Raw genomic sequence first — 16188 nt, forward strand, 5'->3', positions numbered from 1 at the left:
AACATCCGGTGCCTGACGATGCCTGCCGACGTTGCCTACCTGCACGAGTCTCAACAACAACTGGACGAGCTGCGGTCGCTCTTCGACGCCCAGCGCCAGGCCTACTCCGCCCATCCAATGCCACCGGCCGAACAGCGCCGACAATGGCTCAAGGCGCTGCGCGAAATCTTGAGCAACGAGCGGCAGGCCTTGATCGACGCCATCAGCCAGGATTTCAGCCATCGCAGCGCCGACGAGACACTGTTGGCCGAGCTGATGCCGAGCCTGCACGGTATCCATTACGCCAGCCGCCACCTCCAGGGTTGGATGAAACCCTCTCGGCGCAAGGTGGGCATGGCCTTTCAACCGGCATCGGCCAAAGTGATCTATCAGCCGTTGGGCGTGGTCGGCGTCATCGTGCCATGGAACTACCCACTGTTCCTGGCCATCGGGCCGCTGGTAGGGGCATTGGCCGCGGGCAACCGGGTGATGCTCAAGCTCAGCGAATCGACACCGGCGACCGGCTTGCTGCTCAAGCAATTGCTGGCCCGGGTCTTCCCCCAGGACCTGGTGTGCGTGGTGCTCGGCGAGGCAGAGGTCGGCATGGCGTTTTCCAAGCTGCCCTTCGATCACCTGTTGTTCACCGGCGCCACCAGCATCGGCAAGCATGTCATGCGCGCCGCTGCCGAAAACCTGACCCCGGTCACCCTTGAACTGGGTGGGAAATCGCCAGCCATCGTGTCGGTCGATGTACCCCTCAAGGACGCCGCCGAACGCATTGCCTTCGGCAAAACCCTGAATGCCGGGCAAACCTGTGTCGCCCCGGACTACGTGTTGGTACCGCAGAATCGCGTCGGCGAGTTCGTCGAGGTCTATCGCGAGGCGGTTCGCAGGTTCTATCCGACCCTGGCGGACAACCCGGACTACACCGCGGTCATCAACGAACGACAACTGGCCCGGCTCAACGGCTACATCAGCGACGCCACCAGCAAGGGGGCGCTGCTGATCGAGTTGTTCGAACAAGGCCAGGGCCGGCGCATGGCCCACAGCCTGCTGCTCAACGTCAGCGACGAGATGACCGTCATGCAAGACGAGATCTTCGGCCCGCTGCTGCCCATCGTGCCCTATGACAACCTGGACCAGGCGTTTGCCTACATCAATCAGCGACCCCGCCCGCTGGCGCTCTACTACTTCGGCTACAACAAGGCCGAACAACATCGCGTGCTCCACGAAACCCATTCCGGCGGCGTCTGCCTGAACGACACGCTGCTGCATGTCGCCCAGGATGACATGCCATTCGGCGGCATCGGGCCCTCGGGAATGGGGCATTACCACGGGCATGAGGGTTTCCTGACCTTCAGCAAGGCCAAGGGCGTGCTGACCAAACAGCGATTCAACGCCGCGAAGCTGATTTATCCGCCCTACGGCAAGCCTTTGCAGAAACTGATCCAGAAGCTGTTTGTCCGCTGACGCGTCTCTTCCCGGGTAATAACAATAATGAACCCAAGCCTCATCGATACACCCGCGCTATCACGGCGCGGCCTGCTGAAGTTCAGCCTCGGCGCCAGCGCCTTCCTGGCCACCGTCGGCCTGGGCGCCAGCCTGAGCGGTTGCTCGCCAAGCCAACCGGCCGCCGGCCTGGCGGCCCTGCGCGACAGCGACCTGCCGTTTTTACGCAACGTCATCCCCGTAATGCTGGATGGCGCAGTGGCCGTCGGACAGATCTGCGTCGCCACTGACGCAACCCTGGCAAGCCTGGACAGAAGCCTGGCCCACCTGTCCCCGGCCATGCTCAAGCTCACGCACCAACTGTTCGACGTGCTCACGCTGGGCATTACCCGCGGGCCGCTGACCGGGGTCTGGGGCCCGTGGGAAAACGCCAGCGCCGATGACATCCGCCAGTTCCTCGCTCGGTGGGAAAACAGTTCGCTGGATCTGCTGCGGCAAGGTCACTGCTCGCTGCTGCAATTGGTGATGATGGCCTGGTACACCCAATCCGAAGCCTGGGCGCATTGCGGGTATCCGGGGCCGCCAACGGTTTGACCAACCACAACCACCCCCTGTGGGAGCGGGCTTGCTCGCGATAGCGTCACATCAGCCACCTATCGATTGACTGACATACCGCTATCGCGAGCAAGCTCGCTCCCACAAGAGGTCTATCGCAACCTCAAAACAATAAGAGAGCCCTGAACATGCCCGTACCCGATCTCTTTCGCGAAGGCCTGACCCGTGGCTGGACCACCTACAACGGCGCACAGTTGACCGAGGACCTGACCCTGGAGGCGGACGTGGCCATCGTCGGCAGCGGTGCCGGTGGCGGCACCACGGCGGAGATCCTCAGTGCAGCCGGCTACCGCGTGTTGCTGATCGAGGAAGGGCCGCTCAAGACCAGCGATGACTTCAAGCTGCTCGAAGACCAGGCCTATTCCAGTCTGTACCAGGAAGGCCTGGGGCGCATGAGCAAGGACGGCGCCATCACCATTCTCCAAGGCCGGGCCGTGGGCGGTACGACCTTGATCAACTGGACCTCGAGCTTTCGCACGCCCGATCAGACCCTGGACCATTGGGCCGCCGAACATGACGTCAAGGGCCACAGCCCGGCGCAGATGGCGCCCTGGTTCGAAAAAATGGAACAACGCCTGGGCGTGGCCCCCTGGCTGGTTCCACCCAATGCCAACAACGACGTGATCCGCAAGGGTTGCGAACAGTTGGGCTACAGCTGGCACGTCATCCCGCGCAACGTCCGCGGCTGTTGGAACCTTGGTTATTGCGGCATGGGCTGCCCGACCAACGCCAAGCAGTCGATGCTCGTCACCACCATCCCGGCCACGCTGGACCAGGGTGGCGCGCTGCTTTACCTGGCGCGGGCCGAGCGCCTGACCATCAAGAACGATACCGTCACCGCCATCGAGTGCCAGGCCATGGATGAGCGTTGCGTGGCACCGACCGGGCGGCGCATCACCGTCAAGGCGCGGCACTACGTGCTGGCGGGCGGCGGCATCAACAGCCCGGGCCTGCTGTTGCGCTCCGCTGCGCCGGACCCCCACGAACGCTTGGGCAAGCGCACCTTCCTGCACCTGGTGAACATGTCCGCCGGGCAATTCGACGAGGTCATCAATCCGTTCTACGGTGCGCCACAATCGATTTACTCGGACCATTTCCAGTGGCAGGACGGGACCACCGGCAAGATGTCCTACAAGCTCGAAGTCCCGCCCTTGCACCCGGCCCTCGCCGCCACGCTGTTGGGCGGGTCCGGCGCCGAGAATGCCTTGCACATGTCCCGACTGCCCCACACCCACGTCATGCTGGCGCTGTTGCGCGACGGTTTTCACCCGGACAGCCCCGGCGGTAGCGTCGAGTTACGCAGCGACGGCACGCCCGTGCTCGACTACCCCGTTTCTCCATATACCTGGGACGGCCTGCGCCGGGCCTTCCAGAGCATGGCCGAGATACAGTTTGCTGGCGGCGCCAAGGCAGTGATGCCCCTGCACAACGGTGCCCGCTACGTGAAGACCCTGGCCGAAGCCCGCACGCTGATCGACGGACTCGACCTGGCCTTGTACCGCACACGCCTGGGCAGCGCCCACGTGATGGGCGGTTGCGCCATGGGGGAAGACCCGAAAACCGCCGTCACCGACAGCCTGGGCCGCCATCACCAACTGGGCAACCTGTCGATCCATGACGGCTCGCTGTTCCCCACCAGCATCGGCGCCAACCCGCAACTATCGGTGTACGGATTGACCGCACAATTGGCGTCGGCCCTGGCCGAGCGCCTGAAAACCCCATGAATATCCGGACTATTCGCAGCGTCTATAGTGCTTTCTTACCCAACAGCCGACTTGGCCGACCGAGAAGGCTGCGATACCATCCGACTCCCCAACGGACTCCCGCCAGGACGACGCGATGAACCGAGTGTTGTACCCAGGTACCTTCGACCCTATTACCAAGGGCCATGGCGATCTGGTCGAACGCGCCGCGCGCCTGTTCGACCATGTGATCATTGCCGTCGCCGCCAGCCCCAAGAAGAACCCGCTGTTCCCGCTGGAGCAACGTGTGGAACTGGCCCGCGAGGTCACCAAGCACCTGCCCAACGTGGAAGTAGTCGGTTTCTCGACGCTTTTGGCCCACTTTGCCAAGGAAAAGAACGCCAATGTGTTCCTGCGCGGCCTGCGTGCGGTCTCGGACTTCGAGTACGAGTTCCAACTGGCCAACATGAACCGCCAATTGGCACCGGACGTCGAGAGCCTGTTCCTGACGCCGTCGGAGCGCTACTCCTTCATTTCCTCGACCCTGGTGCGGGAGATTGCGGCGTTGGGCGGTGATATCACCAAGTTTGTGCACCCGGCCGTGGCCGATGCGCTGACCCTGCGCTTCAAAAAGTAAGCGGCTGGCGCTGCGAGCCGCCACGCAGCCCATCGCGCCCGCGTGCACTGCGCTCGCCAATGCGGCACAATTGCGCCCATACGTTTTTCATATGCCCGGGCCCAACGCCCCGGCAGGAGCCTGCATGTCCCTGATCATCACCGACGACTGCATCAATTGCGACGTCTGCGAACCCGAATGCCCGAACGAGGCCATTTCCCAAGGCGAGGAGATCTACGTCATCGACCCGAACCTGTGCACCCAGTGCGTCGGCCATTACGACGAACCCCAGTGCCAGCAGGTTTGCCCGGTGGATTGCATCCCGCTGGACGAGGCTCATCCGGAGACTGAAGAACAGTTGATGGCGAAATATCGCAAGATCACTGGCAAGGCCTGAGTCTTTGGGCGGCCCTGCTGACCCCATCGCGAGCAAGCTCGCTCCCACAAGGGATTGGCTTAAGCCGCGAATGGCGTAGACACCGCAGATCCCTGTGGGAGCGAGCTTGCTCGCGATGAGGCCATCAGTCGCACTTAACGCTTCACTCCTGCCGCTCAAACCCCTCTCCAATACACCCCAGGCACCGCACAAACGTGGCCTTCGCCGGGTCCACCACCAGCGCCTTCCCCGCATCGCCAACCCCACCGCCCAGCGCAGTGAAGGGCAACGACACCACGAATGCCCCAGTCCCGATCACGGTGGCGGCGAGCAGCAGCGGGCGGGCGATCAACAGGTCGCCGAGCATGGCAAAGGCCGGCGGATTCTGGATGGTGTAGCGCGGATCGCCGCTGCCGCTGTTTGCCAGGGCAGGCACGGTGACACTCAATAGCAGCGTTAACACGACGGGGCGAAACAGATTCATGGGACGGTCCTTCGGCTAAGCAGTCTGACAACTGACTATAGACCGTAGGACAGATCAGCTCGGGTCAGCTCTGGCAGCGTGGACACCAGACGCTGGCGCGCTGGCCCAGGCGGATTTCCCGCAACCCCGTGCCACAGACCTTGCACAGCTCCCCGCCCCGGCCGTAGACGAACAGCTCTTGCTGGAAATAGCCGGGCTGGCCATCCCCTCCGATGAAATCCCGCAACGTGGTGCCTCCGCGCTCGATGGCATGGGCGAGGATGCGCTTGATCTCGATCGCCAGCTTCAGGTAACGCGCCCGGGAAATGCCGCCGGCGGCCCGGCGCGGGTCGATCCCGGCGGCGAACAGGGCCTCGGTCGCGTAGATATTGCCCACGCCCACCACCACCGCGTTGTCCATGATGAACGGCTTGACCGCCATGGAGCGCCCCCGCGACAGCTGGAACAACCGTTCGCCATCGAACAGGTCGGTCAATGGCTCGGGCCCGAGGCGAATCAACAATTCGTGATTGAGCGGGTCGAGGCTCCAGAGCATCGCGCCGAAGCGCCGGGGGTCGGTGTAGCGCAAGGCCAGGCCGGACTCCAGCTCGATGTCCACGTGCTCGTGCTTGAGGGCGGGCATGCCGACTTCCACCAGGCGCAGGTTGCCGGACATGCCCAGGTGGCTGATCAACGTGCCGACCTCGGCATTGATCAACAGATACTTGGCCCGTCGCTCCACTTGCACGATGCGCTGGCCCGAGAGCCGTACGTCAAGATCCTCCGGAATCGGCCAGCGCAGGCGGCGGTCACGGACCACCACGCGGCTGACCCGCTGGCCTTCAAGATGGGGCGCGATGCCGCGACGGGTGGTTTCGACTTCCGGCAGTTCTGGCATGGGGTTCTCGAGTCAGGCGAGGCCTCGCGCTCAACGAGAGGCGAGGTCGCGGATTTCCTGTTTCTGGGTCTGGAAGTCGTATTCCGACAAACCGATGTAGTCGAGCACGAGGCTCCCGACGCTATCCCACTCGTGGTCTTCGGACTGGTTGCCCAGCACCCGGTGGGACGCACAGATGTTCTCGGACATTTTCAGGATCGCCAGCAGGTTTTTCAGCTGGCTGTTGTTGCGTGAAGACTCGTCGCTGAAGACCGCCAGGGCGTTGTGGTGGTTGGCGATCGCCTGGCTGACGTGATCCGGCAAGCGCCAGGATTTGGACGTGTAGTAACCCACCACCGCATGGTTGGTGTTGAACACGCGGTTCTCGGTGTCCACCACCCGGCATTCGGCACTGGCGCTGGCGTAGGCCTCTTCCAGCACGCTCATGTAGTTGGGAAACTGCTTGAGCATCAACGGTACGCCGCAATCGTGGAACAACCCCAAGGCGTAGGCTTCGTCGCCGTTCTCCAACCCGACGCGCTTGGCCAGGGTCAGGCAGGTCATCGCCACGTCCTGGGCCGTATCCCAGAAGCGGTTCAGGGTCACGATGGCGTCGTCGTGCAGCTCGCCCTTGATCGACTGCGCGTTGATCAGGTTGATGATCGAACGACTGCCCAGCAGGTTCACCGCACGCTGGATCGAAGTGATCTTGTTGCGCAGGCCGTAATACGGGGAATTGACGATCTTGAGCAGGGCTCCCGAGAGCCCCGGGTCCTGGGAGATCAACTTGGCGATGGTATCCAGGTCCGGGTCGGGCATGTACTGCTCCATCTGCAGATCCACCATGATCTGCGGCTGGGGCGGCACGCTGATGCCTTGCAAGGACTGTTGGATCTGTTCGGCGGAAAGCTCTTTGGACATGAGTGCACACTCTGGGTCAGGCGAGGATTCTAACCCTTAAAGATGGATCCGATACACCGTCGGGTAGGATCGGCGGAACTTTCCTTAAGGCATCGACTTCGGACTTTACAGGGCCGACAGCCAAGCCTGCATGCAGGCTTGAGTCGGCAGCCCGACCACTCAGCTTGAGGAGATTTTTTCATGCCCGGTTCCCTGAACAACAAACGTGTCGCCATCCTGGTGACCGACGGTTTTGAACAGGCCGAACTGACCGGCCCCCAACAGGCGTTGGAACAGGCCGGCGTCAAGGTGGACATCGTTTCGGCCGGCGAAGGCCAGGTCAAAGGCTGGAACCATGACCAGCCGGCCGACGACTTCCGGATCGACCTGACCTTCAAGGCCGCCAATGTCGAACAGTACGATGCCGTGGTGCTGCCCGGCGGTGTACAGAACTCCGACACCATCCGCATCGACCCCGATGCCCAGAGACTGGTCAAGGGTTTCGAGGCAGCGGGCAAGCCCATTGCGGTGATTTGCCATGGCGGCTGGTTGCTGGCGTCGAGCGGGCTGGTCAAGGGCAAGACCATGACCAGCTACAAGACCCTCAAGGACGACCTGGTCAACGCCGGCGCGAACTGGGTCGATAAGGAAGTGGTCAAGGACGGCACGTTGATCAGTAGCCGCCAGCCGGATGACATCCCGGCGTTCAATCGCGAGCTGATCGGCGCCCTGTCCGCCTGTTAACGCCGAGAACCCTGGAAGGCTGGACGCAAACTGTGGCGAGGGGATTTATCCCCGCTGGAGCGCGAAGCGCTCCTTTAGCGATCCGTTTACATGTTGACTGGCTTTGAGGCTGCTTCGCAGCCCTGCGGGGATAAATGACCTCGCCACAGGTTCATGCTCGACTTGCCTCCCGATTGTCTTCCTCGTTTCATCGCCCTTCGAACCTGCCAAAGCTTCAACACGCTATACTCCCGCTCTTTTTTCCGGAGCGACGTCATGTCCCTGCCTAGCCTGCGCCTCAAAGCCAACGCCGACCGTCGCCTGCGCGCCGGCCACCTGTGGGTCTACAGCAACGAAATCGACGTGGCCGCCACGCCCCTGCACGGCTTCAAGGCCGGCGACCAGGCCATCCTCGAAGCCGCCGGCGGCAAACCGCTGGGCATCGTTGCGATGAGCCCCAACAACCTGATCTGCGCCCGGCTGCTGTCCCGCGACGTGAAGCTGGCGCTGGACAAATCCCTGCTGGTGCATCGCCTCAACGTGGCGTTGTCCCTGCGCGAGCGGCTGTTCGACAAGCCGTTCTATCGCCTGGTCTACGGTGATTCCGACCTGTTGCCAGGCCTGGTGGTCGACCGTTTCGGCGACATCCTGGTGGTGCAGATCGCCTCGGCCACCATGGAAGCCCACAAGGACGACGTGATCGCCGCCCTGACCCAGGTGCTCAAGCCCAGCGGCATCCTGTTCAAGAACGACTCCGCTGCCCGTGACGCCGAAGGCCTGAACCGCTACGTCGAGACCGTGTTCGGTCTCGTACCGGAATGGGTGGCCCTGGAAGAGAACGGCGTGAAGTTCGAAGCGCCGGTCATGGAAGGCCAGAAAACCGGCTGGTTCTACGACCACCGCATGAACCGCGCACGCCTGGCCCCGTACGCCAAGGGCAAGCGCGTCCTGGACCTGTTCAGCTACATCGGCGGCTGGGGCGTGCAAGCCGCCGCCTTCGGTGCCAGCGAAGTCTTCTGCGTCGATGCTTCGGCCTTCGCCCTCGACGGTGTCGAGCGCAACGCCGCGCTGAACGGCTTCGCCGAGAAGCTGACCTGTATCGAAGGCGACGTGTTCGAAGCCCTGAAGGAACTCAAGGCCAGCGAAGAACGCTTCGACGTGATCGTCGCCGACCCACCTGCCTTCATCAAGCGCAAGAAAGACCTGAAGAACGGCGAAGGCGCCTATCGCCGCCTCAACGAGCAAGCCATGCGCCTGCTCAGCAAGGACGGCATCCTGGTCAGCGCGTCGTGCTCGATGCACCTGCCCGAAGACGACCTGCAAAACATCCTGCTGACCAGCGCCCGTCATCTGGACCGCAACATTCAACTGCTTGAACGCGGCGGCCAAGGGCCGGACCATCCGGTACATCCGGCCATTGCCGAAACCCGGTACATCAAGAGCATTACGTGCCGGTTGTTGCCCAACAGTTGAGTGCTATCGTGGCGCGGGGCTTTCCCGCGCCACCTCCATCCCGCAGGCGTGGATACTACCAATCGTCATCCCGTACACGACATTCACACCCGATCAACACTTTGCGTCATTTCATCCTGGCGTCAGCGGTGTAGAATCGCGTCATTCATCGCCATTCATCCCCGGCGGGTTTATGAGCTCATGCCCAGGCTCGCAGCGATCCTGCACAGTCATCGGCCACTTCCAGACACTGCGCCCATCCCGAGTGCTCCAGAGGTCAACAGAAGCTCACTTCCCCTTGTTACCTGATTAGTACCTGATTAGCCGCCCGGAGTGTTCCATGCCCGATTACCGCTCGAAAACATCCACCCATGGCCGCAACATGGCCGGCGCCCGTGCCTTGTGGCGCGCCACGGGGATGAAGGATGACGACTTCAAGAAGCCGATCATCGCCATTGCAAACTCCTTCACCCAGTTCGTACCGGGGCACGTCCACCTCAAGGACCTCGGCCAACTGGTTGCCCGGGAAATCGAGCGCGTCGGCGGCGTTGCCAAGGAATTCAACACCATCGCCGTGGATGACGGCATCGCCATGGGTCACGACGGCATGCTCTATTCGCTGCCGAGCCGCGAGATCATCGCCGACTCCGTCGAATACATGGTCAATGCCCACTGTGCCGACGCCATCGTGTGCATTTCCAACTGCGACAAGATCACCCCGGGCATGCTCATGGCCGCCCTGCGCCTGAACATCCCGGTGATCTTCGTCTCCGGCGGCCCGATGGAAGCCGGCAAGACCAAGCTCGCCAGCCACGGCCTTGACCTGGTCGACGCCATGGTGATCGCCGCCGACGCCAGCGCCTCCGACGAGAAGGTTGCCGAGTACGAGCGCAGCGCCTGCCCGACCTGCGGTTCGTGCTCCGGCATGTTCACCGCCAACTCGATGAACTGCCTGACCGAAGCCCTGGGCCTGGCCCTGCCGGGCAACGGTTCGACCCTGGCCACCCACAGCGATCGCGAGCAGCTGTTCCTGCAGGCCGGCCGCACCATCGTCGAGCTGTGCAAGCGTTACTACGGTGAAAACGACGCGTCGGTGTTGCCGCGCAACATCGCCAACTTCAAGGCGTTCGAAAACGCCATGACCCTGGACATCGCCATGGGCGGTTCCACCAACACCATCCTGCACTTGCTGGCCGCTGCCCAGGAAGCCGAGATCGATTTCGACCTGCGCGACATCGACCGCCTGTCCCGTCACGTGCCGCAACTGTGCAAGGTCGCGCCGAACATCCAGAAGTACCACATGGAAGACGTGCACCGTGCCGGCGGGATCTTCAGCATCCTCGGCTCCCTGGCCCGTGGCGGCCTGTTGCACACCGACCTGCCGACCGTGCACAGCAAGACCATGGCCGAGGCCATCGCCAAGTGGGACATCACCCAGACCACCGACGAGGCCGTGCATCACTTCTTCAAGGCCGGCCCGGCGGGCATCCCGACGCAGACCGCGTTCAGCCAGTCGACCCGCTGGGAAACCCTGGACGACGACCGTGAAAACGGCTGCATCCGCAGCGTCGAGCACGCGTACTCCCAGGAAGGCGGCCTGGCCGTGCTGTACGGCAACATCGCCCTGGACGGCTGCGTGGTGAAGACCGCCGGCGTCGACGAGTCGATCCATGTGTTCGAAGGCAACGCGAAGATTTTCGAAAGCCAGGACAGCGCCGTGCGCGGCATCCTCGCCGACGAAGTGAAGGCCGGCGACATCGTGATCATTCGCTACGAAGGCCCGAAAGGCGGCCCGGGCATGCAGGAAATGCTCTACCCGACGTCCTACCTGAAGTCCAAGGGCCTGGGCAAAGCCTGCGCCTTGCTGACCGACGGCCGGTTCTCCGGCGGCACCTCGGGCCTGTCCATCGGCCACGCTTCGCCGGAAGCGGCAGCGGGCGGCGCCATTGGCCTGGTGCGGGACGGCGACAAGATCCTGATCGACATTCCGAACCGCTCGATCAACCTGTTGATCAGCGACGAAGAACTGGCCGGGCGTCGCATCGAACAGGACAACAAGGGCTGGAAGCCGGTGGAAGTGCGTCCGCGCAAAGTCACCACGGCCCTCAAGGCCTACGCCCTGCTCGCCACCAGCGCCGACAAGGGCGCGGTGCGTAACAAGGCGATGCTGGACGGGCTGTAAGCGTCGTTAGTCGCAATAAAAAATGCCCCGCCAAGTGCGGGGCATTTTTTTGCGATGAGCGCAAATCCTGAGAACACCGACAATCGAATGTGGGAGCGAGCTTGCTCGCGATGGCGGTATGTCAGTCAGCAAGGGCGCTACTGATCCGGCGCCATCGCGAGCAAGCTCGCTCCCACAGGGGGGTGGGGGTTACTGGATGTCTTCCGGCTTGACGATCACCCAGTTCTTGTCCGCCGTCACCGGCAGCCCTTCCTTGGCCTGGGCCGCAGCGTGCTTGGCCATCATGCCGTTGATCTGGGTCATGTATTTGTCCTTGCGGTTGACCCACAGGTGGATACCGCCCTTGGCCACGTCCACATCGTGGAACAGCATGTAGCCGTCACTGCTCGGCGTGTCGCCGGCCACCAGCACCGGTTTTTTCCATTCATCGATGTACGTCAGGATCGCCGCGTGCTTGCCGGCCATCCAGGTCGCCGGGGTCCACAGGTAAGGCGTGTACTCCAGGCCAAGGTTGGCCTTCTCATCATATTTGCCCGCCGTGATCTGCTTGCGGGCGGTGGTCAGTTCGCCGGTCTTGCGGTCCTTGAGCAACGTGGTCACGCCGATCACGTTCTGCGGCTTGAGGTTGTAGCCGTATTTCGGGTCCGAGGCGACCATGCGCACCAGCTCTTCGGACGCGGCGGTCATCACATAGACCTCGATGCCGTTTTCCATCAACTTGTTGTACAGCTCGGCCTGGCCGGTGAAGATTTTCGGTGGGTTGACGTTGTACTGGACCACCTTGTCGCCATCGTAATAGGTGGTCGGCACCGGTTTGCCGGACGCCATCAGCTCATCGACATAGCCCTTGAGCTCCTTGAGCGTGAAGCCCGAGAACACTTGGGCCACCCAGGGGTAGCACACCATGTCGTCCACTTCACACAGGCGGTAGTAATAGCTGAACAGGCTTTCCTTGTGATCGGCTGTGTCCTTGAATGGCATCAACTTCAAGGACGGGTCCAGGGTTTCCCGGGTGATGAGCCCCTTGTTCTCCATGAACGGCAGCAACGACTCCTCAAGGTCGTAGCGGTAACTGGTGTTGTCCATGTCGAACACCGCGTAGTTACCCTTGTTGGCGTTGGCCGCGATCATCGTCTCCAGGGCCTTGGCTTGTTCCGCCGGCCAGTGTTTGAGATCGGTGGCGAGTGCCTGGCCGGCGAGACCAAGACTCAAGGCGACAGCGAGAAAACGAGGTGCGAGCTTCATCGGCATTTCTCCCGGGTTCAAAAGAACTCGACGCTAACAAATGCTTGTGACAGTCCTCACCCAGCCACGACCGCTCGCGTTCTGATAACGCCAGCGGCATACCCGTAAACGCCAAACCCTTATTCCAGAAACGACAACCAACATGCCTTTTTAGAATTAATTCATTAGATATCAGGCTGTTAGGCTTTCCGGCTCACAGTCGTGACCTCGGAGCCTGCTCGCGAAACTTTTGCTCTAACGCTTTTCCCACACCTCAAAGCTGTAGGCCGGCTTGTCCCCTTCAGCCGGATTCGGCTGGTTCGAGACCAACTCCCACTGGCTCGAATCAAATTCCGGAAACCACGCATCCCCCTCCGGGCTCAGCGCCACGCGGGTCAGGTACAGTCGATCCGCCTGCTCCAGGGCCTGGGCGTACAACTGGGCACCACCGATCAACATCAGCTCGTCGACGCCTTGTTCCAGTGCCCACGCCTCGGCCCGCGCCACCGCAGCCTCCAGGGTGGAGAACACTTCCGCGCCCTCCAGCACCAGGCCCGGCTGGCGGCTGACCACGATGTTCAGGCGTCCCGGCAGCGGTCGACCGAGGGAGTCCCAGGTCTTGCGCCCCATGATGATCGGCTTGCCCAAGGTGGTGGCCTTGAAGTATTTGAAATCCCCCGGCAGGTGCCAGGGCATGCGGTTGTCGACGCCGATCACACGGTTTTCACCGAGGGCTGCGATCAGGCTTAAGGGGAGAGTTTTGTTCATGGCCGCGAGGATACCAGAGGCCCGGCGTACCCCGACAGGCATCACAGCGGTTATGCTCAACCCTCATTCGAGCAACGGAAGCCCCCGTGACAGCACTGCAGAACCTCTGGTTGACCGAGACGATACGCCTGCGAGAAGAATACGCCGGCCCGCTCGAAGACCAGGAAGCCAATCGCCTGGCCCGTGCGGCAGGCGGCGACCTCTCCACCCGCATCCGCCACCGCGCCCGCTGGCTGGCCGAGCGCGATGGCCTCGCAGAAGCCCTGCGCCATTGGCTGCAAGGGGCGCGCCTGGCACTGATCGTCTTGGCGCTGCTCGCCCTCGTCAGCGGCGCCGGCCTGGGGTTTGCCGCCCTCGGCGACGGCCAGGCACCGGTCAATGTGTTCTGGGCCTTGGGCAGTCTGTTGGGGTTGAACCTGGTACTGCTCATCGGCTGGGGCCTGGGCCTGCTGTTCGCGGGTGAGCATGATGCGGCGCTGGGACGCCTGTGGCTGTGGCTCAGCGAAAAACTCGCCCGCGACGCCAAGGCCGTCCAACTGGCGCCGGCCCTGCTGCTGTTGTTGCAACGCCACAAGCTCAGTCGCTGGGCCCTCGGCGCATTGGTCAATGGGCTGTGGCTGCTGGCGATGCTCAGCGCGCTGGTCATCGTCCTGCTGCTGATGGCGACCCGGCGCTATGGCTTTGTCTGGGAAACCACCCTGCTCGGCAGCGAGACCTTCGTCGCCATGACCCAGGCCCTCGGCGCGCTCCCTGCGCTGCTGGGCTTCAGCGTACCAACGGTGGACATGATCCGTGCCAGTGGCGACGCAGCGCTGAACATCGAAAGCGCCCGCCAGGCCTGGGCCGCCTGGCTGGTCGGCGTGCTGCTGGTCTTCGGCCTGTTGCCGCGCCTGGGCCTGGTGCTGCTGTGCCTGTGGCGCTGGCGGCGCGGCCAGGCCACGCTGCGCCTGGACTTGAACCTGCCGGGCTACGCCCAATTGCGTGAACGGCTGATGCCCAGCAGCGAACGCCTGGGGGTCAACGACGCAGCTCCCGCGCAATTGCATTCCATCGACAGTGCCGTCAGTGCGATGGACAGCGACGGCGCTCTGCTGGTGGCAATCGAACTGGATGATCGGCCCTGGCCGCCCAAACTGCCCGACACCGTGAAAAGCGCCGGCATCCTCGACAGCCGCGAGTCGCGTCACAAACTCCTTGAACAACTGTCGCGCTTTGCGCCGGCGCGCCTGGCGATCGCCTGTGACCCGCGCCGTTCACCGGACCGTGGCAGCCTGGCGCTGATCGCCGAGCTCGCCCGCAGCGCCAGCACCACCCGCGTCTGGCTGTTGCAAGCGCCGCCCGGCGAAGCGCTGGACGCCGAGCGACTGGGCGACTGGCACACCGCCCTGCAGCAGTTGCAGTTGCCCTTCGCCGACTGCATGCCCTTGAACTGGCTGGAGACCGGCCATGACTGAGCCCATGAAGCCGCTGAAGCTGGCCGTGGTCGGCCATACCAATGTGGGCAAGACCTCGCTGCTGCGTACCTTGACCCGCGATGTCGGCTTCGGCGAAGTGTCCCATCGCCCGAGCACCACCCGGCATGTCGAGGGGGCACGCCTATCGGTGGACGGCGAAGCATTGCTGGAGCTGTACGACACGCCGGGGTTGGAAGACGCCATCGCCCTGCTCGATTACCTCGAGCGCCTGGAGCGCCCTGGCGAACGCCTCGACGGGCCGGCACGCCTGGCGCGCTTTCTCGAGGGCAGCGAGGCCCGGCAACGCTTCGAACAGGAGGCCAAGGTGCTGCGGCAACTGCTGGCCAGCGACGCAGGGCTGTATGTGATCGACGCCCGGGAGCCGGTGCTGGCCAAGTACCGCGATGAGTTGGCAGTCCTCGCCAGTTGTGGCAAGCCGCTGCTGCCGGTGTTGAATTTCGTCAGCAGCGCCCACCATCGCGAGCCCGACTGGCGCGAAGCTCTGGCACGATTGGGGCTGCACGCCCTGGTGCGCTTTGACAGCGTCGCCCCGCCCGAGGATGGCGAGCGACGCCTGTATGAAAGCCTCGCGTTATTGCTGGAAAGCGCCCGTGGGCAACTGGAGCGGCTGATCGCCGACCAACAGGCCCAACGCCTGGCCCGCCAGCGGAGCGCGGCGCGCTTGATCGCCGAACTGTTGATTGACTGCGCCGCCTGCCGACGCAGCGTCGCCAGCGATACCGAGCAGGAGCGTCAGGCCATCGAACAATTGCACCATGCGGTGCGCCAGCGCGAACAACGTTGCGTCGAGGCCCTGCTCAAGCTCTATGCCTTCCGCCCCCAGGACGCCGCCGCCAATGACCTGCCCTTGCTCGACGGGCGCTGGGGCGATGATTTGTTCAACCCCGAAACCCTCAAGCAACTGGGGGTGCGGGTTGGCGGTGGCATCGCCGCGGGCGCGGCGGCCGGTGCCGGCGTGGACTTGCTGGTGGGTGGCCTGACCCTCGGTGCTGCCGCTCTCGCCGGCGCCATCGCCGGCGGCGCCCTGCAAACCGCCCGCAGCTACGGCAATCGGCTCATGGGCAAACTCAAGGGCCAGCGGGAACTGACGGTGGACGACAATGTGCTGCGCCTGCTGGCCCTGCGCCAACGACAACTGCTGCAAGCCCTCAACCAGCGCGGCCATGCGGCCCTGGACAGCATCCGCATCACCACGCCCCTGGGAGACAAGACCTGGCGCGAAGGCAAGCTGCCCGAAGCCCTGGACAAGGCCCGGGCGCATCCGCAGTGGTCGTCGCTGAACCCTCATGCGCGGTTGAGCCAGGCGGAACGCCAGGAGCGGATCGAGCAGTTGGCCGAGGAGCTCTAGACATCCCCTGCCTGAACCGGGGATAAGATGGACACAGTTTGTGGCGAGGGGATTTATCC

15 protein-coding genes are annotated in these 16188 nt (G+C 63.4%); 10 read left to right on the top strand and 5 right to left on the bottom strand.

Annotation, left to right across the window (positions count from 1 at the left end):
• Positions 1 to 18: 18 nt before the first annotated feature.
• From ACMTA2_RS30870 to ACMTA2_RS30890, 5 genes are all read left to right on the top strand, one after another.
• Positions 19 to 1449, top strand: a complete 1431-nt coding sequence (locus tag ACMTA2_RS30870) for a coniferyl aldehyde dehydrogenase (RefSeq protein ID WP_413793091.1) — start codon at positions 19 to 21, stop codon at positions 1447 to 1449.
• A 27-nt stretch (positions 1450 to 1476) separates the two neighbouring features.
• The gene (locus ACMTA2_RS30875; RefSeq protein WP_413793092.1) at positions 1477 to 2022 is read left to right on the top strand and encodes a twin-arginine translocation pathway signal protein; all 546 of its coding nucleotides are present in this window, start codon (positions 1477 to 1479) and stop codon (positions 2020 to 2022) included.
• Between the two features lie 149 nt (positions 2023 to 2171).
• Positions 2172 to 3767 (top strand): GMC family oxidoreductase, encoded by a 1596-nt coding sequence (locus tag ACMTA2_RS30880; RefSeq protein WP_413793093.1) that lies wholly within the window; start codon positions 2172 to 2174, stop codon positions 3765 to 3767.
• A 115-nt stretch (positions 3768 to 3882) separates the two neighbouring features.
• The gene (gene coaD / locus ACMTA2_RS30885; protein ID WP_003177462.1) at positions 3883 to 4362 is read left to right on the top strand and encodes a pantetheine-phosphate adenylyltransferase; all 480 of its coding nucleotides are present in this window, start codon (positions 3883 to 3885) and stop codon (positions 4360 to 4362) included.
• A 124-nt stretch (positions 4363 to 4486) separates the two neighbouring features.
• Positions 4487 to 4738 (top strand): YfhL family 4Fe-4S dicluster ferredoxin, encoded by a 252-nt coding sequence (locus ACMTA2_RS30890; protein WP_003206534.1) that lies wholly within the window; start codon positions 4487 to 4489, stop codon positions 4736 to 4738.
• Positions 4739 to 4880: 142 nt separating this feature from the next.
• On the opposite strand, the gene ACMTA2_RS30895 is transcribed toward ACMTA2_RS30890, so the two are convergent.
• The 3 genes from ACMTA2_RS30895 to ACMTA2_RS30905 form a co-directional block, all read right to left on the bottom strand.
• Complete coding sequence (locus ACMTA2_RS30895) at positions 4881 to 5201, bottom strand: multidrug transporter (protein WP_413793094.1); 321 nt, start codon at positions 5199 to 5201, stop codon at positions 4881 to 4883.
• 64 nt (positions 5202 to 5265) lie between these two features.
• A complete protein-coding gene (mutM, locus tag ACMTA2_RS30900) occupies positions 5266 to 6078 on the bottom strand; it encodes a bifunctional DNA-formamidopyrimidine glycosylase/DNA-(apurinic or apyrimidinic site) lyase (protein WP_053188961.1) in 813 nt (270 codons plus the stop codon).
• 30 nt (positions 6079 to 6108) lie between these two features.
• The gene (locus ACMTA2_RS30905) at positions 6109 to 6924 is read right to left on the bottom strand and encodes an HDOD domain-containing protein (RefSeq protein ID WP_413795749.1); all 816 of its coding nucleotides are present in this window, start codon (positions 6922 to 6924) and stop codon (positions 6109 to 6111) included.
• Positions 6925 to 7158: 234 nt separating this feature from the next.
• Between ACMTA2_RS30905 and ACMTA2_RS30910 the strand changes: the two genes are divergently transcribed.
• The 3 genes from ACMTA2_RS30910 (at position 7159) to ilvD (ending at position 11314) form a co-directional block, all read left to right on the top strand.
• Positions 7159 to 7701, top strand: coding sequence for a type 1 glutamine amidotransferase domain-containing protein (locus ACMTA2_RS30910; protein WP_413793095.1), 543 nt, complete (start codon positions 7159 to 7161; stop codon positions 7699 to 7701).
• A 255-nt stretch (positions 7702 to 7956) separates the two neighbouring features.
• Positions 7957 to 9153: a class I SAM-dependent rRNA methyltransferase gene (locus ACMTA2_RS30915; protein WP_413793096.1), complete on the top strand. Its 1197-nt coding sequence runs from the start codon at positions 7957 to 7959 to the stop codon at positions 9151 to 9153.
• A 319-nt stretch (positions 9154 to 9472) separates the two neighbouring features.
• Positions 9473 to 11314, top strand: coding sequence for a dihydroxy-acid dehydratase (gene ilvD / locus ACMTA2_RS30920; protein ID WP_413793097.1), 1842 nt, complete (start codon positions 9473 to 9475; stop codon positions 11312 to 11314).
• A gap of 189 nt (positions 11315 to 11503) precedes the next feature.
• On the opposite strand, the gene ACMTA2_RS30925 is transcribed toward ilvD, so the two are convergent.
• On the bottom strand, positions 11504 to 12559 hold the full coding sequence (locus ACMTA2_RS30925; protein ID WP_413793098.1) for an HAD family hydrolase: 1056 nt from the start codon (positions 12557 to 12559) through the stop codon (positions 11504 to 11506).
• 234 nt (positions 12560 to 12793) lie between these two features.
• Positions 12794 to 13306, bottom strand: a complete 513-nt coding sequence (locus ACMTA2_RS30930; RefSeq protein WP_413793099.1) for a dihydrofolate reductase — start codon at positions 13304 to 13306, stop codon at positions 12794 to 12796.
• Between the two features lie 86 nt (positions 13307 to 13392).
• Between ACMTA2_RS30930 and ACMTA2_RS30935 the strand changes: the two genes are divergently transcribed.
• Both ACMTA2_RS30935 and ACMTA2_RS30940 read left to right on the top strand, forming a co-directional pair.
• Entirely contained in the window at positions 13393 to 14760 is a 1368-nt protein-coding gene (locus tag ACMTA2_RS30935; RefSeq protein WP_413793100.1) for a DUF2868 domain-containing protein, read from the top strand.
• The gene (locus ACMTA2_RS30940; protein ID WP_413793101.1) at positions 14753 to 16129 is read left to right on the top strand and encodes a GTPase/DUF3482 domain-containing protein; all 1377 of its coding nucleotides are present in this window, start codon (positions 14753 to 14755) and stop codon (positions 16127 to 16129) included. Before ACMTA2_RS30935 ends, ACMTA2_RS30940 begins: the two co-directional genes overlap by 8 nt.
• Positions 16130 to 16188: the final 59 nt, after the last annotated feature.

The sequence above is a fragment of the Pseudomonas medicaginis genome (assembly GCF_965119365.1).
GTDB lineage: Bacteria > Pseudomonadota > Gammaproteobacteria > Pseudomonadales > Pseudomonadaceae > Aquipseudomonas.